Annotated in this window: 17 protein-coding genes, 6 tRNA genes and 1 riboswitch; of the genes, 12 read left to right on the top strand and 11 right to left on the bottom strand. The window is 71.3% G+C overall.

The annotated features are described in order from the left end of the window. Positions 1 to 10: 10 nt before the first annotated feature. Positions 11 to 166, bottom strand: a riboswitch (cyclic di-AMP (ydaO/yuaA leader). A gap of 169 nt (positions 167 to 335) precedes the next feature. From ACFWI4_RS31625 to ACFWI4_RS31615, 3 genes are all read right to left on the bottom strand, one after another. Then, positions 336 to 1,577 carry a PP2C family protein-serine/threonine phosphatase gene (locus ACFWI4_RS31625; RefSeq protein WP_387203222.1) on the bottom strand — a complete coding sequence of 414 codons (1,242 nt, stop codon included), beginning with the start codon at positions 1,575 to 1,577 and terminating at the stop codon, positions 336 to 338. 200 nt (positions 1,578 to 1,777) lie between these two features. Further along, positions 1,778 to 1,851: transfer RNA gene (locus ACFWI4_RS31620), tRNA-Met, on the bottom strand. A 124-nt stretch (positions 1,852 to 1,975) separates the two neighbouring features. Next, the gene (locus tag ACFWI4_RS31615) at positions 1,976 to 3,118 is read right to left on the bottom strand and encodes a dihydrofolate reductase family protein (RefSeq protein WP_387203219.1); all 1,143 of its coding nucleotides are present in this window, start codon (positions 3,116 to 3,118) and stop codon (positions 1,976 to 1,978) included. A 211-nt stretch (positions 3,119 to 3,329) separates the two neighbouring features. Here ACFWI4_RS31615 and ACFWI4_RS31610 point away from each other — a divergent pair, with 211 nt between their 5' ends. Then, positions 3,330 to 3,839, top strand: a complete 510-nt coding sequence (locus ACFWI4_RS31610; RefSeq protein ID WP_387203216.1) for a MarR family winged helix-turn-helix transcriptional regulator — start codon at positions 3,330 to 3,332, stop codon at positions 3,837 to 3,839. A 122-nt stretch (positions 3,840 to 3,961) separates the two neighbouring features. Continuing rightward, the gene (gene ribA / locus ACFWI4_RS31605; protein ID WP_385402558.1) at positions 3,962 to 4,606 is read left to right on the top strand and encodes a GTP cyclohydrolase II; all 645 of its coding nucleotides are present in this window, start codon (positions 3,962 to 3,964) and stop codon (positions 4,604 to 4,606) included. A 67-nt stretch (positions 4,607 to 4,673) separates the two neighbouring features. Here the strand turns inward: ribA and ACFWI4_RS31600 are convergent. The 6 genes from ACFWI4_RS31600 to ACFWI4_RS31575 all read right to left on the bottom strand — a co-directional run bounded on the left by ACFWI4_RS31600 (position 4,674) and on the right by ACFWI4_RS31575 (position 14,320). Continuing rightward, positions 4,674 to 4,746: transfer RNA gene (locus tag ACFWI4_RS31600), tRNA-Lys, on the bottom strand. A gap of 120 nt (positions 4,747 to 4,866) precedes the next feature. Continuing rightward, a complete protein-coding gene (locus ACFWI4_RS31595) occupies positions 4,867 to 6,402 on the bottom strand; it encodes an amino acid permease (protein WP_387203212.1) in 1,536 nt (511 codons plus the stop codon). Positions 6,403 to 6,460: 58 nt separating this feature from the next. Then, the gene (locus ACFWI4_RS31590) at positions 6,461 to 9,553 is read right to left on the bottom strand and encodes an FG-GAP repeat domain-containing protein (protein WP_387203209.1); all 3,093 of its coding nucleotides are present in this window, start codon (positions 9,551 to 9,553) and stop codon (positions 6,461 to 6,463) included. Between the two features lie 246 nt (positions 9,554 to 9,799). After that, a complete protein-coding gene (locus ACFWI4_RS31585) occupies positions 9,800 to 11,920 on the bottom strand; it encodes a DEAD/DEAH box helicase (RefSeq protein ID WP_387203206.1) in 2,121 nt (706 codons plus the stop codon). 415 nt (positions 11,921 to 12,335) lie between these two features. Then, complete coding sequence (locus ACFWI4_RS31580; RefSeq protein WP_387203203.1) at positions 12,336 to 12,872, bottom strand: hypothetical protein; 537 nt, start codon at positions 12,870 to 12,872, stop codon at positions 12,336 to 12,338. Positions 12,873 to 13,066: 194 nt separating this feature from the next. Further along, a complete protein-coding gene (locus tag ACFWI4_RS31575) occupies positions 13,067 to 14,320 on the bottom strand; it encodes a serine hydrolase domain-containing protein (RefSeq protein WP_387203200.1) in 1,254 nt (417 codons plus the stop codon). Positions 14,321 to 14,502: 182 nt separating this feature from the next. On the opposite strand from ACFWI4_RS31575, the gene ACFWI4_RS31570 reads away from it, so the two are divergent. The 10 genes from ACFWI4_RS31570 (at position 14,503) to ACFWI4_RS31525 (ending at position 23,925) form a co-directional block, all read left to right on the top strand. Next, positions 14,503 to 14,853, top strand: coding sequence for a metallopeptidase family protein (locus ACFWI4_RS31570; protein WP_382782861.1), 351 nt, complete (start codon positions 14,503 to 14,505; stop codon positions 14,851 to 14,853). 215 nt (positions 14,854 to 15,068) lie between these two features. Further along, positions 15,069 to 16,664, top strand: coding sequence for a metallophosphoesterase (locus ACFWI4_RS31565; protein WP_387203197.1), 1,596 nt, complete (start codon positions 15,069 to 15,071; stop codon positions 16,662 to 16,664). An 80-nt stretch (positions 16,665 to 16,744) separates the two neighbouring features. Then, positions 16,745 to 16,817 (top strand) — tRNA-Glu (locus ACFWI4_RS31560). A 50-nt stretch (positions 16,818 to 16,867) separates the two neighbouring features. Further along, positions 16,868 to 16,942 (top strand) — tRNA-Asp (locus tag ACFWI4_RS31555). A 24-nt stretch (positions 16,943 to 16,966) separates the two neighbouring features. After that, positions 16,967 to 17,040, top strand: a tRNA-Phe gene (locus ACFWI4_RS31550). A 168-nt stretch (positions 17,041 to 17,208) separates the two neighbouring features. Then, the gene (locus ACFWI4_RS31545; protein ID WP_387203194.1) at positions 17,209 to 18,609 is read left to right on the top strand and encodes an FG-GAP and VCBS repeat-containing protein; all 1,401 of its coding nucleotides are present in this window, start codon (positions 17,209 to 17,211) and stop codon (positions 18,607 to 18,609) included. 196 nt (positions 18,610 to 18,805) lie between these two features. After that, entirely contained in the window at positions 18,806 to 19,240 is a 435-nt protein-coding gene (locus tag ACFWI4_RS31540; protein ID WP_387203191.1) for a hypothetical protein, read from the top strand. Between the two features lie 68 nt (positions 19,241 to 19,308). Next, positions 19,309 to 23,286: an ATP-dependent RNA helicase HrpA gene (gene hrpA / locus ACFWI4_RS31535; protein WP_387203188.1), complete on the top strand. Its 3,978-nt coding sequence runs from the start codon at positions 19,309 to 19,311 to the stop codon at positions 23,284 to 23,286. Positions 23,287 to 23,381: 95 nt separating this feature from the next. Further along, a tRNA-Asp gene (locus tag ACFWI4_RS31530) sits at positions 23,382 to 23,456 on the top strand. Between the two features lie 271 nt (positions 23,457 to 23,727). After that, entirely contained in the window at positions 23,728 to 23,925 is a 198-nt protein-coding gene (locus ACFWI4_RS31525; protein ID WP_385402580.1) for a DUF6274 family protein, read from the top strand. 462 nt (positions 23,926 to 24,387) lie between these two features. Here ACFWI4_RS31525 and bldC read toward each other — a convergent pair whose 3' ends face one another. Both bldC and ACFWI4_RS31515 read right to left on the bottom strand, forming a co-directional pair. Beyond that, on the bottom strand, positions 24,388 to 24,594 hold the full coding sequence (bldC, locus tag ACFWI4_RS31520; protein WP_003949541.1) for a developmental transcriptional regulator BldC: 207 nt from the start codon (positions 24,592 to 24,594) through the stop codon (positions 24,388 to 24,390). A gap of 544 nt (positions 24,595 to 25,138) precedes the next feature. Then, complete coding sequence (locus tag ACFWI4_RS31515; protein WP_387203185.1) at positions 25,139 to 25,987, bottom strand: hypothetical protein; 849 nt, start codon at positions 25,985 to 25,987, stop codon at positions 25,139 to 25,141. Positions 25,988 to 26,029 lie beyond the last annotated feature (42 nt).

Genomic DNA, 26,029 nt, shown 5'->3' with positions numbered 1-26,029 from the left:
TGGGCGCACTCCTTTCCTTCCATGCCGCCTACCGGGTTAGCTGACGGGTTCGGAGCAGGAAGGTCTCCTACGGGCGACTGCCACCGTGCGACCACGGCGGGTTACGCTCGATTCACCCCACGATGTGGGTCCCCGGTTCCCTTGCGGGATTCGGCGCGTGCGCACGGAGCCACCTCTTGTGACGGCTGTTACGGCCGCGCTGCGTTATCGAACGTTAATAGACCCGGCCACCGAATTCCAAGATGTTCCGAGTGATCGTTAACGGCTTTTGGTCTGGACTTTGGGGTCATGAGCGTTGAAAAACGGGCGAGTTGGCCGCGCGCCGCCGGTACGTGTCACGGGCGCCGCCGTGAAAGCGGGTCGCGGAGGCCCTCAGGAGTGCCCCCGCAGGGGCGCCGGACGGCGAGCAGTGCCATGTCGTCCGTCAGCGCGCCGCCCGTGTGCCGTCGAACGGCCTCGGACAGGGCGGTCAGCAGCCCGTCGGGGCAAGGGAAATCCCGTCCGGCCGACCAGGCCTCCGGATCGAAGAACCGCCCGCGCGGATCGCGGGCCTCGGAGAGTCCGTCGGTGTGCAGGAGCAGCGTCGCCCCGCGCGGGAAGGGTGCCTGGACGGCCGGGGCGTACGGGTCGCCCAGTTCGCTCATTCCGAGGGGCAGCGCGAAGGTCCCGGCGGAGAGGACGGCGAGCGTGCCGTCGGGGCACAGCAGCAGGGGTGGCGGATGGCCCCGGTTGACGACGCGTACGACGCCCTCGCCGTGCGGGATCTCGGCCAGGACCGCGGTGGTGAACTCCTCGGCGGCCTCGGCGTCGTCGTGCCGGGTGCCCGCGCGCGTCAGCGCCCGCTCCAGGCGTCCGGCGACGCCCTGAAGGGTCGCCTCCTGCTCGGCCGCCTCCCGGAACGCCCCGACCACCGTCGCGACGGCGGCCACGGCGGTCATCCCCTTCCCGCGTACGTCCCCGACGACCACGCGTACGCCGTACGGGGAGTCCTGTACGGCGTACAGGTCGCCGCCGATGAACGCGTCCTCCTGCGCCGCCTCGTAGCGGGCCGCGACCTCCAGGCCGGCGATCCGGTCCTCGGGTTCGGGCAGCACGGCGCGCTGGGCGTACTCGGCGATCTCCCGGACCGAGGCGAGCCGTTCGTCGCCGCGCCGGACCACGACGTTGACGAGGACGGCGAGGACCGCGGCCGTCGTCACGGTGACCACCTCGGTGACGGCGTCGGCGTGCAGGACGATGCCGAGCACGAAGTGGACCGCGAGCACCGCGCCGACGGCGAGGGCGCCGGCGAGAACGGTGCCGAGCAGGGAGTAGAAGGGTGCGGCGACCAGGGGCGCGGCCGTGAAGAACGGGGCCGCGGTGAAGGCGGCCGGGGTGAGGCAGTCGTAGACGATCCCGGCGGCGACGAGCAGCACGGGCAGGGCCCGGACGAGGGTGCGGGCGGGTCCGAGCCCGCGCGGGCGGTCTCCCGCGGGTCCGGGCGGCGGGGTGGTCCCCGGCCGCCGGGCGGGGGGCGGGGGCCGGCCGGCCCGGTCGTCGAGTTCTCCGGTCCGCCGCTCACCTCCTGGCTGCCCCACCCGTCCAGAAGAACCGGTGCGGTGGCGGCGGGCGACCGGTGTGGCCCGACCGGGGGAGAACGGTGTCCGCCGGAAAGCCGGACTCCGCCGGGGAACGGGGGACACCGGGGCCCCTCGGGAAAACGCCGAGGAACGGCCGAGGGGGAACATGCCGAAGGGCCGGAACTCGTGAATCCGAGTTCCGGCCCTCTGGTGTTCAGTAGCGGGGACAGGATTTGAACCTGCGACCTCTGGGTTATGAGCCCAGCGAGCTACCGAGCTGCTCCACCCCGCGTCGGTAAACCCAAGTGTACGCCATCTGCGGGACCGCGAATCACACCCGCTCAGGCCCGCCCCTCCGGCACCACCGAACCCGGCGCCGGGCCCGCCCCAAGTGCCCCGGTGCCGGTCGGACAGCCCTAGCGGGCGAGAAGGTGCCGGTTGGGGGCCTGGGCGCGGTCCGCGTACTCGGGGAGGACGACGACCTCGGCGCCCGCGGCGGCGAGGAGCCCGTTCCCGTCGGCGTCCGTGACGAAGGTGTCGGGCTCACGCCAGGCGGTGACGACCCGCCGCACCCCGGAGTCGAGGATGAGCCGGGCGCACGGCACGGGCCGGGAGGCGCGGTGGGCGCACGGTTCCAGGCTGCTGTAGACGGTGGCGGCGGCCAGCCGGGGATCGGACGGGTCGAGCTTGGCGAGGGCGGCCTCCTCGGCGTGCACGACGGGGTCGCCGTCCTCGCGGGAGTGGCCCCGGGCCAGCTCGGTGCCGTCGGCCGCGACCACCACCGCGCCCACGCTGAACGCGGTCCTCGACGGCGGGCACAGCTCCGCGAGCTCGCAGGCGAGCTCCAGCCAGCGCCGGTCCGCGGCGGAGGCGAGCGGGCCGGTGCCGGGCGCGGTGGGCACGTAGCGGATGAGCACGACGTCCCCGACGGGCCGGGTCTCCGCGAGCCGCATCCGGCCCAGGGGGTACGCGCCGGGCCCGAACAGCCGTGGAGCGTCCGGCTGTCCGACGAAGAGGGGGGCCACCGCGAGCTGGAGTTCGTCGGCGAGCTGCTCGCGCACGAGCTGGGTGTGGACCTTGCCGCCGCCCTCGACCATGAGGCGGCGCACACCCCGTACGTCGTGGAGGTGTTCCAGCAGTACGCGCCAGTCGAGCCCGGGGCCGGTCGGCACGACGTCGACGCCGACGAGACCGTGCAGCAGGGCGGACGCCCGTACGGCTCCCTCGTCCGTCGTGTAGACGACCTTCTCCCCGCCCGTGTGCCAGAACTGCGCCTTGGGGTCGAGGTCGCCCGAGCCGCTGACGGTGACCTTCAGCGGGTAGGCGGGACGGCCGCCGGCGACCCGGGCCGCGCGCCGTTCGGCGGAGTTGACCAGGAGCCGCGGGTTGTCCGTGCGCAGGGTGCCCGCGCCCACCAGGATCGCGTCGCTGGACGCCCGCACCTCGTCGACCCGGTCGAAGTCGGCCGGGCCCGAGAGCAGCAGCCGCTCGGGGCCGGTGTCGTCCAGGAAGCCGTCCAGGGAGACGGCGGCGGACAGCAGGACGTAGGGACGGGGCATCGGGTCGCATCCTCCGGTCACACGCGCACAGGGGTCGTCCGCGGTGGCTCACGCGGGGTGGTCCACGGGCGGCGATTCAAGTGCGGTGGTTCAAGTGCGTGGTTCAAGTGCGTGGTTCAAGTGCGGTGCTGCAAGCGTGCTTCACATGCGGTGCTTCAGGCGGGCTTCACATGCAGTGGTTCAATTTTTAAACAATACCTAGACTGGGTCCATGACGACCCGCTGGCTCTCCGCCGACGAACAGCGCGCCTGGCGCTCGTACATCTCCGCGACCTCCCTCCTGGCGGACGCCATCGACCGGCGGCTCCAGGCGGAGGCGGGGATGCCCCACCTTTACTACTCCATCCTGTCCAGGTTGTCCGAGGCGCCGGACCGGCGGCTGCGGATGACCGACCTCGCCGAGGCCCTGAAGATCACCCGGAGCCGGCTGACGTACGCGGTGGCACGGCTGGAGAAGGACGGCACCGTCGCCCGCGAGGGCTGCCCCACGGACCGGCGCGGGCACATGGCCGTCCTCACCGACGCCGGCATGACCCTCCTGGAGCGGGTGGCGCCCGCGCACGTCGAGACGGTGCGGACGGCCGTCTTCGACCATCTGACCCCCGAGCAGGTGGAACAGCTGGAGGAGATCTGCGGAACCATCACCCGGGCCATCCAGAGCGGGGATCCCGGTGCCCCCGGGGAGGATCTGCCGTGGCGGCGGCGTTCCTGCTCCTCATGAGGCGCCCGACGGGGACCCGCGACCCCATTGCTTGAAGTTTTAAGCAGATGTAGTCTCTCCCTGCGGCTGTGCTTCAAATCTGAAGCACACCACCGTACGAACCCGCCGGACGGAGAGACACCATGCGCGACCACCCCGACGCCACCGTGCGCACCCGCGTCCGCGTACCCCTGCGCTTCGGCGACGGCTACTCCGTCGACGCCGAACTCGTGACCTTCGAGGGGCTGGAGGACGGCAAGGAGCACCTGGCCGTCGTCCTCGGCGAGCCCGGCGCGAACCCGCTGGTGCGGCTGCACTCCGAGTGCCTGACCGGCGACGTGTTCGGCTCGGCCCGCTGCGACTGCGGACCCCAGCTGCGCGAGGCCGTGGAACAGATCGCCGAGCGCGGCGGCGTCCTGCTGTACCTGCGCCAGGAGGGCCGCGGCATCGGCCTCTACAACAAGCTCGACGCGTACGCCCTCCAGGACCAGGGCCTGGACACCTACGCCGCCAACGCGGCCCTCGGACTGCCCGAGGACGGCCGCGACTACACGGCGGCCGCCCAGATGCTCCGGGCCCTCGGCATCGGCTCCCTCGACCTGCTCTCCAACAACCCGGACAAGGCCGAACAGCTCCGCGACCTCGGCATCACGGTCTCCCGCCGTGTCCCGACGGGCGTCTTCACCACCGCCCACAACGTCCGCTATCTGCGCGCCAAGGTCCTCCAGACCCAGCACACGCTCCCGCTGCCGGAGCTCACGGAACGCGCGGAACTCTCGGCGGGCTGACACCGCGCCACACCCGCCACGCAAAGAGCCCCCGGTTCAGATCACCTCTGAACCGGGGGCTTCTCCGTAGACCCTGTGGGACTCGAACCCACAACCAATGGATTAAAAGTCCACTGCTCTGCCAATTGAGCTAAGGGTCCCCGCGCCGGAAAAACCCGGCACGCGCACCGGCCCGCGCCGATGCATCCCCGAGCATAGCGGGACGCGGCCGGGACTCCGATCGGGTATCGGGGACCCGGCCGCGCCAAAGGCCCACAAGGTCAGGGATCGACCGGTTCGGGTGCACCCTTGCGGGCGGCCTCCCGGGCGATCGTGCGCTGGTGCGCGGGGTTGAGGAACCAGTGACGGGCCGAGGCCAGCCACCAGGCCGCGGCGAAGCCGAGGACGACGAGGACGGCGACCGGGGCGTAGTTGAACGTCTCCCAGGTGACCGGGGAGACCTGGGGCAGCATGAACAGGACCGTGATGACGGCCACCCAGACCACCGCGACGATCCCCACCGGACGGGACCAGCGGCCCAGGTGCCAGGGCCCGGGCTCGAAGGCGTCGCCCTTGCGCACCCGCAGCAGGGTCGGGATGACATAGGCGACGTACAGGCCGATGACCGCGATCGACGTCACGGCCGCGTAGGCCGCGTAGTTGATCAGGTACGGCAGGCCGAGCACGAGAGCGCCCAGCGCGGCCAGCCAGACCGCCGCCACGGGGGTCCGCGTACGCGGGTGCACCGTGTGCCACACCGAGGAGAACGGCAGCGCCCCGTCACGCGAAAAGGCGTAGATCATACGGCTGTTGGCGGTCACGGACGCCATGCCGCAGAACAGCTGGGCGCCGATCACGACGAGCAGCAGGAGCTTGCCGGCCGTCGCGCCGAGCGCGTCGAGCAGGATCTGCGCCGGGGGCGCGCCCGTGGCCGAGCCGAGCTCCTTGTCGTACGACTGGATGGCGAAGGTGAAGCCGAGCAGCAGGACGAACCCGGCGATCCACGAGGTCCAGATGGAGCGGACGATGCCCTTGGGCCCGGCCGTGGAGGCGTCGTGGGTCTCCTCCGTCATATGGGCGGAGGCGTCGTACCCGGTGAAGGTGTACTGGGCCATGAGCAGTCCGATGAGGACCACGTAGACCCCGCCGCCCCAGCCCGTGTGGTTCACGAACTTCGTGAACACGAAGCCGGCCGACTGGTGGTGGTCGGGCACGAACGTCAGCGCGCCGACGATGACGACGACACCGACGACGTGCCACCACACGCTGATGCTGTTGAGCAGGGCGACGATCCCCACGCCGAAGGTGTTGAGGAGACCGTGCAGGAGCAGGATCGCGCTGAACAGGAGGATCGTGCGGCCCGGCGTAACCCCGAAGTCGAACTGGAGGTTCAGATAGGCGCCGAGGAACAGCGCCGCGCCGAAGTCGATGCCGGCGGTCACCGCGACCTGGCCGAGGACGTTGAACCAGCCCGTGAACCAGGCCCAGGCCGCCCTGCTGCGCTCCGGGGCGAGCCGGTGCGCCCAGAAGTACAGCCCGGCGGACGTCGGATAGGCCGAACAGATCTCGGCCATCGCGAGCCCGACGAACAGGGTCATGAGGCCGACCGCGACCCAGCCCCAGGTGATCACGGCGGGACCGCCGGTGTTCATGCCGAACTGGTACAGCGTCAGACAGCCCGACAGGACCGAGATGATCGTGAAGGAGACCGCGTAGTTGGAGAACGCCGACATGCGGCGGGCGAGAACCTGCGTGTAGCCGAGCTGGGCCAGCCGCTCTTCGTCCGACAGCCCACTCACTCTGGCGTCATCTGTCATGCCCCCAGCGATTCCCTCGCCGGGGGCATGACATGCGCCGTGCCGATGGGAAATGTGGCTAGAAAAGACCCTTGTAGCCCTGCCAGCCACCGACGATCTTCACGCGCGGGCCGAACGACCCCGTCCCCGTGCCGGCGTTGCGGTAGACGTTCCCCGAGGTGTCGCGCTCGACCAGGTCGCTCTTCCCGTCGCCGGTGATGTCACCGACCCCGACGATCGCGTCGTAGGAGGCGCCCCAGGCGGAGAACACCTTGACCCGGTCCTTCAACAGGCCGGTCCCGGTGCCGTTGTAGCGGTACAGCGTCCCCGCCCGGTCGCGCGCCAGGACGTCCCCGATCCCGTCGCCGTTCAGGTCACCGGCGCCGACGATCTTCGTGTATCCCGTCCACGCCGAACGGATCTTCTTGCCCGCGGCGAGCGTCCCGTCGCTCTTCGCCGCGAACAGATAGACGTCGCCGGTCGAGGCCTTGCGTGCGATCAGATCCGGCCGCCCGTCCCCGGTCAGATCGCCGGGCGAGGTCAGGACGTTGTACGCGTTCCAGCCGGTGCCGAGCGACTTGTACGCGGTGGACGGGGTCGGCGCCGTGCCGCACGCCGGCCGGTAGCCGCGCAGGGACCCGTCGCTCATCCGCACCAGGACGTCGTTGCAGCGGTCGCCGTTCAGATCGCCGAACGGCACCGCGAGCGCCTTGGTCGACCAGCCGCCGCCGGTGACCTTTCCGGCGAAGCCGCCCTTCCCGTCGCCCTGCTGGAAGGTCAGCCCTCCCGAGGAGTTGAGGGTCAGCAGATCGCCGGTGCCGTCCGGGGCGCCGCCGGAGCCGACGTGGTCGTGGCGCACCGGGCTGCCGCCGGTCAGCCGGACCGTGCCGCGCACCTGGAGCGGGGCGCCGACGCCGTCCGCGGGGGTGACGGTCACGGTCCAGTCGTAGGAGCCGTCCGGCACGAAGGAGTCGCCCGGGCGCGACGGATCGGCGCCGAACCAGCCGACGTTCACCTCGCCGCGCGCGGGTCCGCCGTCGTGGCCGTCGGCGTAGGTCCTGCCGGTGGCGCGGTTGCGCGCGGTCACCGTCCACTTCGCGGCCGGCTTCGACAGCAGCAGGGTGGTCAGGGTGTCCGGGACGGTGTCGACCTCGTGCGCCTGGACGGACGGCGTGTTCCGAGCGGGCGCCAGCAGCCGAAGCGGCTGCTCGTCGACCCCGGACGGCACGAGGTGCACGCGCTCCTGGTCGTCCACGTACGCGGCGTTCGCGCCGGACTCGTCGACCGTCCAGCGCACGTCCCGCTGCGAGATCCCGGTGTCGGGCAGATCCCCGATGACCCGGCTCTCGGCACTGCCGCCCGCGACCGTCGTGAGCGTCAGCTTCCCGGCCGCCCTGTCGTGCGTGACGACGTATCCGTCGCCGAGCTTCGCCTCTCCGGCGGGCACGGCGACGGACTTCTTCGCCGTACGGTCCCAGACACCGGCCCTGCCGTCACAGGTCCAGTAGATCCAGCGGCCCAGCGCCTGGAGCTCGGTGGGGACGCAACCGGCGTCGGTGGTGAGGGTCTCGGTGGTCTTCCTCGCGGTGAGGTCGTACGCGGTGAGGGTGCCGGGCGTGGAACCCGCCGTCCAGAGGATGTCCCCGGACAGGGCGGCGGCGCCGGTGGGGCGGGTGAGGGCCGGGGCGCCCGCGTTGTCGAGCGCGTACACGTACTGCTGGTCCGCGGTCGTGTAGAGCACGTACCGGCCCGAGACGTCGGTGATCCGCCCGCCCGCGGGCACGGACCGCTCCCAGAGGTCGTTGTTCTTCGGCCCGTTGACCCGGATCAGGTCGTTCGTCGCCGAGGAGTGCTCCAGCCAGGCGATCCGGCCGTCGGCCGTCCCGTGGATCTCGGAGCAGGCCACGTCCGTCGTCGGGCAGGAGGCGATGGACACGGTCTCCGCGTAGGGCGAGAACTCGGACCGCTCGCCGTAGGAGGGGGCGCCGGTCGCGGCGACGGTCCGTACGTAGTCGTCCCGGTGCCCGTCCCGGCTGTCGTCCGTGACGACGAGACGGCCCTGGTCGAGGGAGATTCCCTGGACGGGGACGGGCGGCTTGGGCAGCGGCTTGACCTGCGTGACGACGGGGACGCCGTCCGGGCCGGAGATGATGCGCCGGATGCCCCAGTCGTCGGCGCCCGTGCGGCCGATCTTCACGGCCGAGCCGCCGGGGCCGGCCGCGATCCCCGAGCTCGAGGACTGCATCAGCGCCACCGCCCGCCCGCCCGCGATCGGCTGCGCGGTCACCGGGCTCACGCCGTTGACCAGCCAGTCGCCGACGACGGCGAGGTCACTGGCGCCGCGCGCCTCGTCGGCGGTCCCCGTCAGAACGACCCCGGCCGGTGCCGCCGACAGGTCGGCGCGGGGCAGCACCAGGACCTTGGCGACGCCGGAGGTGAAGAGGACGACGTGGTCCGGCGCGATCAGCACCTTGCGGTACGCGACGGGGAGCGGGCCGCTCCAGCTCTGCACCTGGCCGCTCTCCCGGTCCACCGCGACCAGACGCGGCTGGCCGTCCAGCGACGCCCACAGGAAGACGCTCCTCGCGTCGGCACCCGTCGGCGCGCCGAACAGGAGCCCGGCCGGTCCGCCGCCGACGGTCACGTCACGGGTGCTTCCGTCGGACGCCGGGGTGAGCAGGTGCATGATCCGGGTGCTCGTCCCGTCCTCGGCGGCCTCGGTGCGGAACGCGACGGCCAGGTTGTCGAAGGCCGTGAGATACCCGAGGCCCGCCGGGACCTGGACGCTGCGGGACGTACCGTCCGTGGCGTCCCAGAACTCGACCCGCCCGTCGGCGTCCTTGTACGCCAGGACGTCGCTGCCGGTGGGCGCGGGGGACACTCCGGCCCGCTGCGGAACGGCGACGGACTCGCCGTCGGCGTACCGCGTCCACAGCACCCCCGTGCGGCCCTCCTGCGTGTGGAAGACGCCCTGCGCCCCGGCGCCGTCGTGGCCCGAGCCCGTCGAAGTGCTGCGGATCATGGCCGTCGTGTTGTAACTCCGCAGCGCGGCGGGGACCACCGTCTCCTGAGCCGAGCCCACCGCGGAGGCGGACGTCGGCAGCAGCGGGATCACGCCGCCCGCGAGCATTGCGGAAGCCGCCGCGGCGACGGCGACGCGTCTGGCTCTCACCGGGCCGACGAAGGAATGACGAAGCAAGGAATACCCCTCCCGGAACAGTGCGGGGAGACGCTCGCCGTCCCAGGTTTGGACCTGGCCCCCAGCCGTCACATCCCTCACACAAGTGCACTGACAATACAGTGAGTTGACGGATCAACAGGAAGCGATTTTTCTGCGGATCGGCCCGGGAACGACGATGTGGCCCCTACCCGGTCCGGGTAGGGGCCACATCGCTTCACTTCACTGAGCTGTCAGGCGTCAGCCGTTGCGCTTCCAGCGCGGCTTCTCGTCGCGGCGGAACGACGAACCGGCGCCGGTGGCACGGTGGTCGTCGCGACGGCCGGTCGGACGGTCGTGGCCGGAGCGGAAGCCACCGCCCGCGGGACGGTCGCCCTGACGGTCACGGTTGAAGGGACGGTCGCTGCCCCGGTGGCCGCCACGCTCGTCACGGCGCTCGAAGGAACGGCCGCCACGGTCGTCGCGATTGAAGCCGCCACCACGGTTGTCATCGCGACGCTCGAAAGAACGGCCGCCACGGTCATCGCGGTTGAAGCCGCCACCACGGTTGTCGTCACGGCGGAAGCCACCACCGCGGTTGTCGTCACGACGCTCGAAAGAACGGCCGCCACGGTCATCGCGGTTGAAGCCGCCACCACGGTTGTCGTCACGGCGGAAGCCACCACCACGGTTGTCGTCACGACGCTCGAAAGAACGGCCGCCACGGTCATCGCGGTTGAAGCCGCCACCACGGTTGTCATCACGGCGGAAGCCACCACGGTCGTTGTCACGACGCTCGTAGTTGCCCCGCTCGTCGCGACGCTGACGCGGCTCGTACGAGGGACGCTCGTCCGCCTCGACGACGGCGGCCTCGGCGGCCGGCGCCTCGACAACGGCCTGCTCGGCGGCGGCCTCGGCGGCGGCCGCGACGGCCACCTCCGGGTCCTCGCCGCGCTCACGGGCGGCACGGGCGACCAGACGGTCGGCCTCGCCGCGCAGCTCGGCGGCACGGCGCTGCGCCCGCTCCAGCTCCTTGGTGAGCTGCGTGACCTCACGCTCGGCCTGCTGGGCGGCGTCGCCCGCGGACTGGGCCTGGACCTCGGTCATCGACCGGGCGCCGGTGATCTCGGCGACCTCGGGCTCGAAGGCCGTACCGGAGTTGATGATGTGACGCGCGGCGTCGACGCCCGCGTCCTCCATCAGCCGGAAGATCTGGCGGCGCTGGTGCGGCAGCGACAGCGACACGACGGTGCCGGAGCGGCCGGCGCGGGCCGTACGGCCGGAGCGGTGCAGGTAGTCCTTGTGGTCACCGGCCGGGTCCACGTTCAGGACCAGGTCGATGCCGTCGACGTGGATACCCCGGGCGGCGACGTCGGTCGCGACGAGCGCGTTGACGTAACCGTCCTTGAAGTCCGCGAGCGTCCGGGTGCGGGCGCCCTGCGTCATGCCGCCGTGCAGCGCGTCGGCCTTCACACCGGCGTCGCGCAGCTGCTCCGCGATGCGGTCGGCGCCCAGCTGGGTGCGGACGAAGATGATCGTGCGGCCCTTGCGGGAGGCGATCGCGGCGGTGACCGGCGCCTTGTCCTTGGGCTTCACGATGAGGATGTGGTGCGACATCGTCGTGACGTTGCCCTGGGCGCTGTCGACCTCGTGCGTGACCGGGTTCGTCAGGTAGCGCTTGACCAGCGTGGAGATCTCGTTCTCCATCGTGGCGGAGAAGAGCATGCGCTGGCCGCCGGCCGGGATCTGGTCGAGCAGCTCGGTGACCTCGGGCAGGAAGCCCAGGTCCGACATCTGGTCGGCCTCGTCGAGGACGGCGATCTGGGTGTTCTCCAGCGAGCAGGCGCCGCGGTTGATGATGTCGCGCAGACGGCCCGGGGTGGCGACGAGGACGTCGACGCCTCGCTCCAGGGCGTAGATCTGGTTGCCCATCGACGTACCGCCGCAGACGACCTTCATCTTGAGGCCGAGGACGTCGCCGTAGGGCTGGAGCGCGTCGGCGACCTGCATGGCCAGCTCACGGGTCGGCGTGAGGATGACGGCGCGGGGCTTCTTCTTCTCGGTGTGACCGCCGGCGAGCTGCGCCAGGGTCGGGAGACCGAAGGAGAGGGTCTTGCCGGAGCCGGTGCGGCCGCGGCCGAGGATGTCCTTGCCGGCCAGGGCGTCCGGGATGGTCGCGGCCTGGATCGGGAAGGGGCTGGTCACGCCGTTCTGCGCGAGCTTGCGGACGACGCCCTCGGGCAGACCCAGGTCCGAGAAGGTGATCTCGGGGGCGGACTCGGCGGTCTCGACGTCGGACTCGATGGTCTCGACGACCTCGACCACGTCGTTGTTCTCGTCGTTCTCGGGCACGACGAAGTGATCAGTACTGGAAACAGACATGCGAAATGCGAACCTTCCGGAGTTCCTCGGCACGCGCCCAAACTCCGTGAAGTCGCAAACGACCGCCTCTATGCGGTCCGGCCACGGCAAGGGAGAGTACGCGCCACGCGGCGCTCTCTGCGGCGGCGCCGGGCAAATGGGATCAAACGATCTACTACCATACGCACCCTTCCCCCATGAAGGCAAACTGAGCCTCATACGAGCAGGTGAGGGTGCATTCCAAGCCACCTGCTCGCGTCATCAAAGCTACCGCGCCGCGGCCGGGCGCGCTGTTGAACGGACCACATCCGCGGCTCCGAAACCCGTGAAGCCCGCCACACCGGCCGCGCGGGCACCGCGACGACCGGCTCCGCGGACCCCCGCGGCGCTCCCCGGACCTGCCCGGCTCCAGGGGCTCCGGCCGGCTCCACGGGTGTCACGGGGCCCGGAAGACCCCGGAGCCCGCCGCCGGCGCCGGTTCCCGCTGCACGAGCTGGGTCACCGGCTGCTCGTGCGCCGACGAGGACGGCTCCGCGGGACCGGGGCCGGGGTCGGACGACGGGGGCGGCGGGTCCGACGAGGGCTCGGAGCTCGGCTCCTCCGTCGTACGCGAGGGGGTCGGGTCGCCGCCGGGCGGCGCGGAGCCCTCGGACGGGCTCCCGTCCTTGTCCGTCGCCTTCGCGGAGGGCTTCGCGCCGGGTGACGCGGACGCCGACGGGTCGTCGGAGGCGGACTGCCCCGGCTTCGCCGAGGCCTTGCCCCGCTTGCCGTCCTTGCCGCCCTTCCCGCCGTACGACCCGATCCCGCCGGCGCCCGCCGCGGCCCCGGCGCCGGGCACCCCGTCGGCCCGTCTGCCCGCCGGGTGCGAGGGCGCCGGCTGCCCCGCGTCGGCACCGACGCTCATACAGCCCGCGGTGGCGGCCAGGGCCAGGACCGCGGCGGCCAGACGGGCGGGTACGTACAAGGCGCGCACGGGCGGCCACCTCCGAACGGGGTGTCCCCCGCCCGGAAGGAGCCGGGAGCGTGGGGAGAGACGGGAGTTCTCCCCGTCCAACTCCCGCCGCCCGCGGGAGGACACGCGCCCCCCGGACCCAACCGGGCCCGGGGGGCGGGACGAAGCCGGCGCCTCCGCGTGGCGGGACGCGGTCCGAAGGCGCTACGGGCGGGTCAGCCGAGCGCCAGCGGGGCCTGCGGGGCGAGCGCCGCCGCGATGCGCTGCGCGACGACCTCGGCCATGTTGCCGTCGGGCGTGTCCTTGGTCTTGGTGGCGTTGACCGCGATGGCGAGACGGTCGGACGGGAGGTACGCCTGGATCGCCGCGTAGCCCGAGAACGAGGGGTTCTGGAGGATCCAGCCGTTGATCACGATGACGCCGAGCCCGAAGTGCTTGGCCTCGGTCTGCGGCAGACAGACCGTGGCGGGACACCGGTCCGTCGGGTGGCCGAGACCGACGGTTCCCGGGTTGACCAGGGTGCGGTAGGAGCGGCGCGAGATGAGCCGCCCGCTGCCGATGCCCTGCGCGGAACGGGCCAGGTCACAGATCTGCGTGGTGATCACGGCACCGGGCGCGGTGGTCCACGACGGGTTCCAGAAGGTGGACTCCTCGTACAGGCCGCGCTCGGAGGTGAAGGCGTGCAGGACCGGGCGCGGGATGTTCGGGGTGAAGTTGTTCCGGGTCTCGTGGAGCCCCAGCGGGCCCGTGACCCGCTCCCGCAGGAGCCGGTCGATCCGGGTGCCGGTGATCTTCTCCAGCGCCTGGATCAGCAGCAGGTAATTGGCGTGCGAGTAGCTCCAGTTGGTGCCCGGCTTGTACCAGAACGAGTGGCTGTACGGGTACGCGAGCAGCTGGTTCGGGGTCCAGGCGCGGAACGGGTGCGCCTCCAGCTCGGCCAGGAACTTCGGGTCGGTGACGTAGTCGTGCAGCCCGGTCGTGTTGGTGGCCAGCATCCGCAGGGTGATCCGGTTCGCCTTCGGCAGCGTCGGCAGCCAGCGCTCGACGGTGTCGTCCAGGCGGACCTTGCCCTCCTGGACGAGCTGCAGGAGGGCCGTCCCGACGTAGGAGAAGACCACGGAACCGGCGCGGAAGTGCATGTCGGGCCGGGCCGGGACCCCGGTCATGGACTCGCCGAGGGCGTCGGTGAGGACCTCGCGCCCGCCCCGGGTGACCTTCAGCTCCACGGACTTCAGATGCAGGTCGGCCTTGGCCCTGCGGGTGATGGCGAGCACCTGGGCGGCCTCGCCGCCGAGGGGTCGGGCGGTCCTCACGCAGTCGTTTCTCGGACCCCTTCCGGGCCCCTGGGCGAACGCCGGCACGGCGGCGGTCTGGACCGTGACGGCGAGGAGGGCGGCACACAGGAGGGCCTTGCGGGCGCGGGTGAGGGCACGGGCGCCCGGGCGGGCCGGGGAGGAGGTGCGTGTCATGCCCGCACTATCACCGGACCGCCGGGGCCCTCTTTGGCAGAACACTCCGAAACCGGCACGAGACACCCCATGTGGGGCAGGCCGCCGGTTTCCCGGCCGCGCTCCGGCCCTTCCGGCCCTTCCGGCCCTTCCGGGCCTCCGTCGTCCGCCGCCCGCGGCACGCCATCCACGACAATGGCGGGGTGCTGGAGATGACGCGCGAAACCTTCGAAGAGCTCGTGAGCCAGGCGCTCGACCGGATCCCGCCCGAACTGACCCGGGTGATGGACAACGTCGCCGTGTTCGTCGAGGACGAGCCCCCGGCGGACGATCCGGAGCTGCTGGGCCTCTACGAGGGCACGCCGCTCACCGACCGCGGCGAGTGGTACGCCGGGGTGCTCCCCGACCGCATCTCGATCTACATGGGCCCCACCCTGCGCCGGTGCGAGACCACGGACGAGGTCGTCCACGAGGTCGCCGTGACCGTGATCCACGAGATCGCCCACCACTTCGGCATCGACGACGACCGTCTGCACGAACTGGGCTGGGGCTGACCGACCGGCGGACCGCGGCCCGGGCCGGACGGCGGACCCCACCGCCTCCCCGGCCACCTCCACGGTTGCCTCCCGGGCCGCGTGCCGCGCCACCCGCCCAGCGGCGGACCCTCCGGCCCGGGGCCCGCGCGCTCCCCCTCCCCGAACCGCGCCCCCCGCCCGTGAGGGTGACGGAACCCCGCATACCCACCCCACACCTTGGGCAGACGGGACAAATGGCCCGCGCCCCCGTTGCCGCAACCGCCACCCTCCGCCGTACGGCGGACCGCGCCGGACGGGCGCTGCGCGCGCTCGCCCGCCGCCGTCCCCACCGCCGCCCCGGCCGCCGCAAGGGCCCGGCGCTCGAACTCGCCGCCCGGCAGAACCCGTACGCCCGTGCCCTCGGACTCGTGGGCGTGGTGCTGCTCGGCGCCTGGCTCGGACTGCTGGCCGTGGGCGACGTCCGCGTCCCGGTCGGCCCCATGAACACCACCATGACCCTGCGCCCCTCCCTCACCGGTGGCACGAAGATCAACATCTCCCCGCTCGGCGCGCTGGAGCTGAACAGCCACGAGGCCCCGCTGCGGCTGGACGTGGACGTGGACCGGCTCGACCCGGAGCGCTCGCAGGCCCTCGTGGAGCACCCGGAACGCCTCGCCGGACTCCAGGACGAGGTCGTACGGGACGTGGAGCACGGCACCCTCGACCTGGCCGTCCGCTCCTGCATAGCCGTGGTCGCCGGCGCCTCGGCCCTCGGCCTCGCGGTCTACCGCCGCCCGCGCCGCGCCCTCGCCGCCGGCGGCCTCGCCCTCTGCCTGCTGGCCGCCTCGGGAGCGACCGCCTTCGCCACCTGGAACCCCAAGTCGGTCCTGGAGCCGAAGTACTCCGGGCTCCTCGCCTCCGCGCCCTCCCTGGTCGGCGACGCCCGCAGCATCGTCAGCGAGTTCGACGTCTACCAGAAGGAACTGGCGCGCCTGGTGACCAACGTGACGAAGCTGTACGACGTCGCGTCCACCCTCCCGGCCTACGAGCCCGACCCGACCACGATCCGGGTGCTCCACGTCTCCGACATCCATCTGAACCCGGCGAGCTGGAAGATCATCGCCTCCCTCGTGAAGCAGTACGCGATCGACGTCATCGTCGACTCCGGCGACACGATGGACCACGGCTCGACCGCCGAGAACGGCTTCCTGGACCCGATCCCGAACCTCGGAGCCCCGTACGTCTGGGTGCGCGGCAACCACGACTCGCGCGAGACCCAGCGCTACCTCGGCCACCTGAGGAACGTGCACGTCCTCGACGACGGCCGGGCGGTCACGGTCGCGGGCCTGCGGTTCGCGGGCATCGGCGATCCCCAGTTCACGCCCGACAGGTCGGGAGTGCCGGGCGGCGACGCGGCGGAGGGACTCGCGGGCGCCCGCCTGGCCTCGGCCCTGCGCGAGCAGCGCGCCGCGGGCACCCCGGTCGACATCGCGATCGCCCATGAACCGGTCGCCGCCCGCGGCACGGACGGCGCGGTGCCCCTGGTGCTCGCCGGACATCTGCACCACGAGGAGATGGAGGTCATGAAGCAGGGCACCCGGCTGCGGGTCGAGGGCTCGACGGGCGGAAGCGGGCTGCGCGCGGTCGAGCGCCAGTACCCCGCCCCGATCGAGGCCTCGGTCCTGTACATGGACCGGGACACCCACCGGCTCCAGGCCTGGGACGAGATCCGGCTGGGCGGTCTGGGCCTCACGTCGGCCGAGGTCAGCCGCCATCTGGCGGAGGAGAACCAGCCCGGCGCGACCCCCTCGCCGCAGCCCTCGGGGACCCCCTCCGGGACCTCCCCGTAAACCGTTTTGGCGATACCTCCCGCCATCCCATATGCTTCTCACGTCCCCGACGCGCTGAGAAGCGCGCAGGCGGGCCGATAGCCCTCATCGTCTAGCGGCCTAGGACGCCGCCCTTTCAAGGCGGTAGCACGGGTTCGAATCCCGTTGGGGGCACGCAACACCGTGTGCGACACTTGCATCGCTTGTTTCGCACACAACAGCTTGGTCCTGTGGAGCAGTTTGGAGTGCTCGCCACCCTGTCAAGGTGGAGGCCGCGGGTTCAAATCCCGTCAGGACCGCTGAGATTTCCTCGGAAATCTCGTGGCTGGGTAGCTCAGTTGGTACGAGCGATCGCCTGAAAAGCGATAGGTCGCCGGTTCGACCCCGGCCCCAGCCACAACCGCCCTTTCCGGGCATGCACCCCCTCCGGGAACTTCTGGAGGGGGTGTTCTCGTCTGTCCTGCCGCACACCCGGCCCGTACAACCTTTCGCCCCGTTGATCGATCTTGCTCGGCGGAACGTGCGGCACATCCGTCGGCACGCCTCGGGAAGCAAGGGTGTGGGTATGCGGAGAACCGCGTTGGCGGTCGGGCTGGTCGCGACACTGGTCGCCGGAATCACCGCCATCGGCGTGGGCGATCCGGTCGAGGCCGACGCCGCACCGGTGGCGGCCCCCCGGGTCGACTTCAACGGCGACGGCTACGGGGACATGGTGGTCACCGGCGGTGATGCGGCGTCCGTGCTCTACGGAGGGCCGGGGGGACTCGACACCGCGCGGAAGGTCAGGATCACCAAGGACTTCCCCGGCCTCCCCGCCCCGGTCGCCACGGCGAGGTACTTCGCCGAGAACGCAACCCCGGGTGACCTGGACGGCGACGGCTACGACGACCTCGTGATCACGAGCCCCCTCCAGAAGTCCGTCGTGGTGTGGGGCGGAGCGCGCGGTCTGTCCGGCAGCGCCCTCCTGTCCGACGGTACGGCGGGCGGGGCGAGCGACCGGGGGACGGTCGCCGGGGACTTCGACGGGGACGGCCACGAGGACCTCGCGATCCACGACGACTACGCCGGGTTCCACATCTCCAGGGGACCGTTCTCCCGGACCGGCGTACCGGCCGCGGTCGACCGGTACGCGTACCAGGACATCGACCCCGGCTTCGGGGGCCAGTCCCTGGTCGCGGGCGAGGTGAACGGCGACGGCACGACCGACCTCCTCCTGCTCGGTTCGATCCGCCGGACGCCTCCGAAGGAGGGGTCCTACGCCGGGGCGATCCTGCTGCTCGGTTCGCCCGGCGGGCTGCACAACCCGCGTCGGCTCCCGAATCTGGGCGGGAGCGCGGCGATCGGCGACGTGGACGGGGACGGCTTCGGCGACGTGATCCAGGGCGCGTTCCTGGAGGGCTACAACCCCGCGGGCGTGGTGGGCGGCTCCATCGTCGTCAACTACGGCAGCGCCACCGGCCTGAGCACCACCCGTCCGGCGGTGCGGATCAGCCAGGACACCCCGGGCGTCCCGGGCACGGGCGAGACGTACGACCGCTTCGGCTTCGCCCTCGCCACCGGCGACATCGACCACGACGGTTACGCCGACGTCGCGGTCAGCTCCCAGCAGGAGAGCATCTCCGGGGTCTCGACGACCGGCGGGGTGATGGTGCTGCGCGGTTCCGCCAAGGGGCTGACCGGCACCGGCGCGGTCTCCTACAACCAGAACTCCCCCGGCGTGCCCGGCGCGAACGAGTCCTACGACCGGTGGGGAAGCAGCCTGCTGCTCACCGACATGAACCGGGACGGCCGCAGCGAACTCGTGGTGGGTACGGAGTTCGAGAACGACGACATCGGCAACGCCTGGTACTTCCCGTCCAGCGGTTCGACCCTCACCACCAAGGGGATGGTGTCCTTCAGCTACCGCACCCTCGGCGGCACGGAAAAGAAGCACTACACCTACTTCTCCAGGTACATGGCCCCCTGACAGAACGGTCCGCACGGCACAGGCCGGCGAAGGAGGGGCGCGCCCGAGAGGGGCGCGCCCGAGAGGGGCGCGCCCCTCGTCCGTTCCTCGCCGCACCGGGACGGATGTGGCCGGTAAGCGACGGTCCGCTTGGCACCGCGCCCGGTCGGCGCTAGCTTCTCCGGCTGATCGATCGGGTTCCATCGGGGGGACGAACATGAGCCGGGACGAGGCCGCAGCCGTGCGGGACACCGAGCTGGAGAAGGACCGGGCGCGGTACGGGCTGATCGCGGTCGTCATGAGCAATCTCGCCATCGTCGGCGTCGCGGCCCTCGGGGTCTGGCGGCTCGACGGCGACAAGTCCGTGATCGTCGGCGTGCTCACCGCCGCGTTCACCGCGGTCAGCAGCATGACCACCGCCTATCTCGGTATCAAGGCCGTCTCCAACACCGCCCGGTCCATCGCCCTGGGATCGGCCCCCCGCCGGGACCCGGCGCCCGCCACCGGCACCGCGCACGCCACCGCGCCCGGCCCCGGAGCGCCCGCCACGGCCACAGGACCCGCGCCCGGAGCAGGAACCGGAGCCCCCGGCGCCGGGAACCCCGGGTCCGCCGCCGAGGCGTCCGCGCCGCCCGCCCAGCGCGCTCCCTGACCCGGGCGCGGGCGCCGCGGCAAAAGCGTTCGCCACGGATTTCCCCGGGATGAGATCCTGGACCGCGTATGTCTACGCACCCCGCCCCCGCCCTCGGCGATCTCGCCGCCCGCCTGACCGAGCTGCCCCTGCGCGACGCGCACCGGCTCGGGCGCAGGCTCGAAGGCGCGCGCAAGATCCGCAAGCCCGAGGCCCGCTCCGCCGTCTTCGCCGAGATCGAGGCGGAGGTGGCCAGGGGCGAGGCCCGGACGGCCGAGCGCCGCGCCCGCGTCCCCGCCGTCACCTACCCCGAGCAGCTGCCGGTCAGCCAGAAGAAGGACGAGATCGCGGCGGCCATCCGCGATCACCAGGTCGTGATCGTCGCCGGTGAGACCGGCTCCGGCAAGACCACCCAGATCCCGAAGATCTGCATCGAGCTGGGCCGTGGCGTGCGCGGCATGATCGGGCACACCCAGCCCCGCCGTATCGCCGCCCGCACGGTGGCCGAGCGGGTCGCGGAGGAGCTGGACACACCGCTCGGCGAGGCCGTCGGCTGGAAGGTCCGCTTCACCGACCAGGTCAACCCGGACGCCACCTTCGTCAAGCTGATGACGGACGGCATCCTGCTCGCCGAGATCCAGACGGACCGCGAGCTGCGCGCGTACGACACGATCATCATCGACGAGGCCCACGAGCGGTCCCTCAACATCGACTTCCTGCTCGGCTATCTCGCCCAGCTGCTGCCCAAGCGCCCCGACCTCAAGGTCGTCATCACCTCCGCGACCATCGACCCGGAGCGGTTCTCCCGGCACTTCGGGGACGCCCCGATCGTCGAGGTCAGCGGCCGGACGTATCCGGTCGAGGTGCGCTACCGCCCGCTCCTGGAGGAGGACTCCGAGGACGCGGACCGCGACCAGATCACCGCGATCTGCGACGCCGTCGAGGAGCTCCAGGCCGAGGGCAAGGGCGACATCCTCGTCTTCCTGTCGGGCGAGCGGGAGATCCGCGACACGGCCGACGCCATCACCAAGAAGAACTACCGCTTCACCGAGGTCCTGCCGCTGTACGCCCGGCTCTCGCACGCCGAGCAGCACCGCGTCTTCCAGCCGCACACCGGGCGCAGGATCGTTCTGGCGACCAACGTCGCCGAGACGTCCCTGACCGTCCCGGGCATCAAGTACGTGATCGACCCGGGCACCGCGCGCATCTCCCGCTACAGCCACCGCACCAAGGTGCAGCGGCTGCCCATCGAGCCGGTCTCGCAGGCCAGCGCCAACCAGCGCAAGGGCCGCTGCGGCCGTACGTCCGACGGCATCTGCGTCCGGCTGTACTCCGAGGACGACTTCCTCGCCCGGCCGGAGTTCACCGACGCCGAGATCCTGCGCACGAACCTCGCCTCCGTCATCCTCCAGATGACCGCGGCCGGCCTCGGCGACATCGAGAAGTTCCCCTTCATCGACCCGCCGGACCACCGCAACATCCGCGACGGCGTCCAGCTCCTCCAGGAGCTGAACGCCCTGGACCCGGCGGAGAAGGACGCCCGCAAGCGGCTCACGCCGATGGGCCGCAAGCTCGCCCAGCTCCCCGTCGACCCCCGGCTGGCCCGGATGGTCCTGGAGGCCGACAAGAACGGCTGCGCGCGCGAGGTCATGGTGATCGCGGCCGCGCTCTCCATCCAGGACCCGCGCGAGCGGCCGTCCGAGAAGCAGACGCAGGCCGACCAGCAGCACGCCCGCTTCAAGGACGAGACCTCCGACTTCCTCGCCTTCCTGAATCTGTGGCGCTACATCCGCGAGCAGCAGCGGGAGCGGGGCTCGTCCGCGTTCCGCCGGATGTGCAAGCAGGAGTACCTGAACTTCCTGCGCATCCGCGAGTGGCAGGACATCTACAGCCAGCTGCGCACCGTCGCCCAGCAGATGGGCATCCGGCTGAACGAGGAGGACGCTCCCGAGCAGAGCGTCCACGTGTCCCTGCTCGCCGGGCTGCTCTCGCACATCGGCATGAAGGACGTGAAGGAGACCGGCGGCGAGAGCGGTCGGAGCACGGGCAAGAACGAGTATCTGGGCGCGCGCGGCGCCAAGTTCGCGATCTTCCCGGGTTCGGCGCTCTTCAAGAAGCCCCCGCGGTTCGTGATGTCGGCGGAGCTGGTCGAGACCTCGCGGCTCTGGGCGCGCGTCAACGCCCGTGTCGAGCCGGAGTGGGTGGAGCCGCTGGCCGGCCATCTCCTCAAGCGGACGTACAGCGAGCCGCACTGGGAGAAGGACCAGGCAGCCGTGATGGCGTACGAGAAGGTGACGCTGTACGGCGTGCCGATCGTCGCGCAGCGGAAGGTGAACTACGGGCGGATCGACCCGGAGGCCAGCCGCGAGCTGTTCATCCGCAACGCGCTCGTCGAGGGCGACTGGCGCACGCACCACAAGTTCTTCGCCGACAACCGCAAGCTGCTCACCGAGGTCGAGGAGCTGGAGCACCGGGCCCGCCGCCGGGACATCCTGGTCGACGACGAGACCCTGTACGACTTCTACGACCAGCGGGTGCCCGAACACGTCGTGTCCGGGGCGCACTTCGACTCCTGGTGGAAGCACAAGCGGCACGAGGAACCCGAACTCCTCGACTTCGAGCGCTCGATGCTCATCAACGACCGGGCCGGCGCGGTCTCGAAGGACGACTACCCCGACTCCTGGCTCCAGGGGCGGCTGAAGTTCCGGGTGACCTACCAGTTCGAGCCGGGCGCGGACGCGGACGGCGTGACCGTCCACGTCCCGCTCCAGGTCCTGAACCAGGTCACGGACGAGGGCTTCGACTGGCAGATCCCGGGTCTGCGGGAGGAAGTGGTGACGGAGCTGATCCGTTCGCTCCCGAAGCCGATCCGGCGGAACTACGTGCCGGCCCCGAACTTCGCCCAGAAGTTCCTGGAGCGGGCCGTACCGCTCCAGGAGCCGCTGACGCTGACCATGGCGCGCGAGCTCAAGCGGATGGTCGGCGTGCCGCTGACGGCCGACGACTTCGACTGGTCCCGGCTCCCCGACCATCTGAAGATCACGTTCCGGATCGTCGACGAGCGGCGCCGCAAGCTCGCCGAGGACAAGGACCTGGAGGCGCTCAAGCTCCGGCTGAAGCCGAAGGCGCGCCAGGCGATCTCGCAGGCCGCGGCGGCGACGGCGGAGCGCGAGGGCGGCGAGTCGCTGGAGCGCTCGGGGCTGACGGACTGGACGATCGGCTCGCTGCGGCGGGTCTTCGAGACGCGCCGGGCCGGCCAGCCGGTGAAGGCGTATCCGGCACTGGTGGACGACGGCGCCGCGGCGAACACCGTCTCGGTGCGGCTCTTCGACACGGAGGCCGAGCAGGCCGAGGCCATGTGGAAGGGCACGCGCCGGCTGATCCTGCGCAACATCCCGGTGAACCCGGGCAAGTTCGCCTCGGACAAGCTCACCAACGCCCAGAAGCTCGCCCTGTCCGCGAACCCGCACGGCTCGGTGCAGGCGCTCTTCGACGACTGCGCGATGGCCGCGGCGGACAAGCTGATCGCGGACTTCGGCGGCCCGGCGTGGGACGAGGAGTCCTACCGGAAGCTGTACGACAAGGTGCGCGCGGAGATCGTCGACACGACCGTGCGCACGGTCGGGCAGGTGCAGCAGGTGCTCGCCGCCTGGCAGGCCTGTGAGCGCCGTCTGAAGGGCGTCAGGAGCCCCGTCCTGCTCGCGAACCTGGCGGACGTACGGAAGCAGCTGGACGCCCTCGTGAGGCCCGGTTTCGTGACGGCGACGGGGCTGCGGCGGCTGCCGGACCTGATGCGCTATCTGGTCGCCGCGGACCGGCGCCTCCAGCAGATGCCGACGGGTGCCCAGCGGGACACCAGCCGGATGGAGAAGGTCCACGAGATGCAGGACGAGTACGCCTGGCTCCTGGAGCAGCTGCCGCAGGGCCGTCCCGTGCCCTCGTCGGTCCTGGACATCCGCTGGATGATCGAGGAGCTGCGGGTCAGCTACTTCGCCCACGCGCTGGGCACCGCGTACCCGGTCTCCGACAAGCGGATCGTGAAGGCGATCGACGCCGCGGCGCCGTAACGGCACCCGCACGGGCGGTGAGTTCGACCCCGGGGTCTGACCTCATGTACAGTCTGTTTCGCAGCACGGCGCACCAACAAGTCGCTGCGAATCAAGGTCCTGTGGAGCAGTTTGGAGTGCTCGCCACCCTGTCAAGGTGGAGGCCGCGGGTTCAAATCCCGTCAGGACCGCACGAAGGAAGGCCCGGAGCGAAAGCTCCGGGCCTTTTCGTCTGTCCGGCCGCCCGCGCCGGGACCGCGCCGCCGCGTTCCCGCCCGGCGGGCCCTCCGGCCCGTCCACCGGCCGTGTTCGCGTGCGCGCACCGCCCCGCGCGGCCCCGGTGGCCGCCCACGGGGCCATCAGGGGCGCGGCCGCGGCGCGTTCGCGTCCCTTGACGGCGTCACATTCCGCCGGTACCCCGGAATCCAGGGCCCTCGCCCTGCCGGCCCTCTGGAGGTGCGCATGGCGGTGTCCGCCCGGCACGAGACCCGGGCTCTGCTGCGAGCCCATCTGGCGGCCGCCTCCGGGTACCGCCACCTGACGCGGAACTGCCCGGTCTGCCGTCAGCTCGCGCGACTGGCCATGGACGTGGAGGCCGTCCCGGACGACGAGCCGGACACCGAGGACGCCCCGGAGGACGAACACCCCTCGCCGGCGTGACCCGGGGCCGGTTCCGCGGCCCCCGTGCGTCCCGCCTCGCACGACGAGCCCTCCGATCCCCAACTCCCCTAGCGCAGAAGGCTCTCGGTGGACAAGGACTGTGGCATGTGACGGGAGTCACCGCATATGTTTTCAGAAGTGTGGAACTTACCCCCCTCCTACAACCAGTCAATTTAATATGTGCAATTGCACCGGTCGTCGAGGACATCCACAGCCGATCCGACACCCGCCCCCAGACTTCGACAAGGCCGCTCACAGACCGGCCGCGGGGACGCGTGGAACGCACAAAAAAAATCGCGCTGGACCCGGCGGAGTCCAGCGCGACCTACGACGCACCCTGTTCATCTGGCAAAAACGCTTGGGCGTGAGCTCTGTTGGGGCAGAACCCGCGTCGCTTGGAGCTGTGGTGTGGACGCCTCGACGGGTTGGGGGATCCGTCGACTTGTCCGGTTATGCGGTGACTCAGGCTTCGCTGCGCTGCTGCGGGATACCCGCGAGCAGTGCGCGGACCTCAGCCTCGCGGTAACGACGGTGTCCTCCGAGCGTGCGGATGGACGTGAGCTTGCCGGCCTTCGCCCACCGCGTGACCGTCTTGGGGTCGACGCGGAACATCGTGGCGACCTCAGCGGGGGTCAGCAGCGGCTCGGCATCAGGGGTGCGAGCGGTCATGAGCGGCCTCCTCGGGAGAACCGAACCTTCTCGGTTCTTTCCTCTAAATTCTGCACCTTGACCCGCGTTGCCCGAAATGGCGGACGCGAGTCGAGTCGGTTATAGGACGAACGGCTTGTCCTCGGCACTACAACTACACCATCCGTCCAGCCGCGTCGGCCAAACCGATGGAATTGCCCTCCCAGGTGTTCATCAGCGACGGAAGCCGATGGACCATGCCATAGCGGACAGTCACGCCACTGTGACGATCAGTCACAGGGCGATCAGGAGTCACCAGACGTCCTAAAAGCGTGCAATGCCGAGATTCCCCCCCAAAAGCGGGCGGAGGGAGCCCTCCCCCGGGCTCCTTGTCCTATTTTGACACGGGGAGGGGGAAGCGATGCAAGAGCCGGGTAAGTGCCGTCCGTCACGCTTGCCACCCGTTGACGCATACGCCCGGATCGGGCTCTACGTCCTGGACGTGAGGGTTCTTCAGTGTGTGAGGACCATACGCGAGTTCGACCCCAAACCTGTGAGAGCCAGATCACAACCGGACGCAGTGATTTCAGTTCGCCGAACGCCGGTCCCTGACGGACCGCCAGCGCTCCACCAGCCGGCCGTACGCCTCGCCCGCCGTCGCCCCGTCCCCGGTGCGCAGCGCCTCGATGCCCTCGGCCACGTCGGCGGCGGAGTGGTCGCCCTCCAGATCGCCCGCCGGCAGCGTGTGCACGAGCCCGCCGTAGTCCAGCTCGACCAGCGAACGCGGATGGAACTCCTCCAGCCAGCGCCCCACGTCCACCAGGCCCTCGACGAGCGGACCGTCGTCCAGCGTGTCCCTGAGCGTGCGCAGGGCCCGTGCCGTGCGCCGCCGCGCCTGCACCATCGGCGTCCGGTAGCGCAGCAGCGGCACGGCTCCGGCCGGGCCCGTCCCCTTCTCGTACTCCCGCTCCTCGTCGGTGACGAGCACGAACCAGTTCAGCGGCACCTGCCAGGTGGAGGTGCGGATCCACGGACGGGCGTCGGGGTTGCGCGCCAGCCACCGCTCGTAGTCGAGGGCCGCCTGACGCCGTACCAGCGGCGGCAGCACCGCGTCGAGGACGGACGCGGGAAGGTCCTCGCCCAGCTCGTCCAGGGCCTGCCAGCCGCGCAGCCGGGTGCGCCAGGGACAGACGCACACCACGCCGTCCACCTCGGCCACGAACGCGTCACCGCTCTCGTGCACCGGCACGGGCACCGGCGGGGTGGGCAGCAGATCGGCCAGCGAGCGGCGCAGCTCGTCCTGGTACGAGGGGCGCTCGGGGCGCCGGGCGTAGCGCGTCCAGTGGGCGCGCTCGGACTCGGGGAACGCGGCCAGTGGCTCGTACACGCGCAGGTACGACGTGTACGGGACGATCACCGCGGACACCTTGGGCACGCCTGCTCCCTCCCCCGTCGACCACCGGGAAAACCAGCGAGA

The organism is Streptomyces sp. NPDC127038 (genome assembly GCF_042725875.1).
In the GTDB taxonomy this organism is placed as follows: domain Bacteria; phylum Actinomycetota; class Actinomycetes; order Streptomycetales; family Streptomycetaceae; genus Streptomyces.
This window is presented reverse-complemented; position numbering and strand designations above follow the sequence as displayed.

What these genes read in the sequence shown, in the direction of transcription:
- bldC (WP_003949541.1), bottom strand. Translation starts at nt 24,594, where the DNA reads ATGACCGCTCGCACCCCTGATGCCGAGCCGCTGCTGACCCCCGCTGAG.
- ACFWI4_RS31540 (WP_387203191.1), top strand. Translation starts at nt 18,806, where the DNA reads ATGAGCCGGGACGAGGCCGCAGCCGTGCGGGACACCGAGCTGGAGAAG.
- ACFWI4_RS31585 (WP_387203206.1), bottom strand. Translation starts at nt 11,920, where the DNA reads ATGTCTGTTTCCAGTACTGATCACTTCGTCGTGCCCGAGAACGACGAG.
- ACFWI4_RS31525 (WP_385402580.1), top strand. Translation starts at nt 23,728, where the DNA reads ATGGCGGTGTCCGCCCGGCACGAGACCCGGGCTCTGCTGCGAGCCCAT.
- ACFWI4_RS31615 (WP_387203219.1), bottom strand. Translation starts at nt 3,118, where the DNA reads ATGCCCCGTCCCTACGTCCTGCTGTCCGCCGCCGTCTCCCTGGACGGC.
- hrpA (WP_387203188.1), top strand. Translation starts at nt 19,309, where the DNA reads ATGTCTACGCACCCCGCCCCCGCCCTCGGCGATCTCGCCGCCCGCCTG.
- ACFWI4_RS31610 (WP_387203216.1), top strand. Translation starts at nt 3,330, where the DNA reads ATGACGACCCGCTGGCTCTCCGCCGACGAACAGCGCGCCTGGCGCTCG.
- ACFWI4_RS31565 (WP_387203197.1), top strand. Translation starts at nt 15,069, where the DNA reads ATGGCCCGCGCCCCCGTTGCCGCAACCGCCACCCTCCGCCGTACGGCG.
- ACFWI4_RS31575 (WP_387203200.1), bottom strand. Translation starts at nt 14,320, where the DNA reads ATGACACGCACCTCCTCCCCGGCCCGCCCGGGCGCCCGTGCCCTCACC.
- ribA (WP_385402558.1), top strand. Translation starts at nt 3,962, where the DNA reads ATGCGCGACCACCCCGACGCCACCGTGCGCACCCGCGTCCGCGTACCC.
- ACFWI4_RS31545 (WP_387203194.1), top strand. Translation starts at nt 17,209, where the DNA reads ATGCGGAGAACCGCGTTGGCGGTCGGGCTGGTCGCGACACTGGTCGCC.
- ACFWI4_RS31595 (WP_387203212.1), bottom strand. Translation starts at nt 6,402, where the DNA reads ATGACAGATGACGCCAGAGTGAGTGGGCTGTCGGACGAAGAGCGGCTG.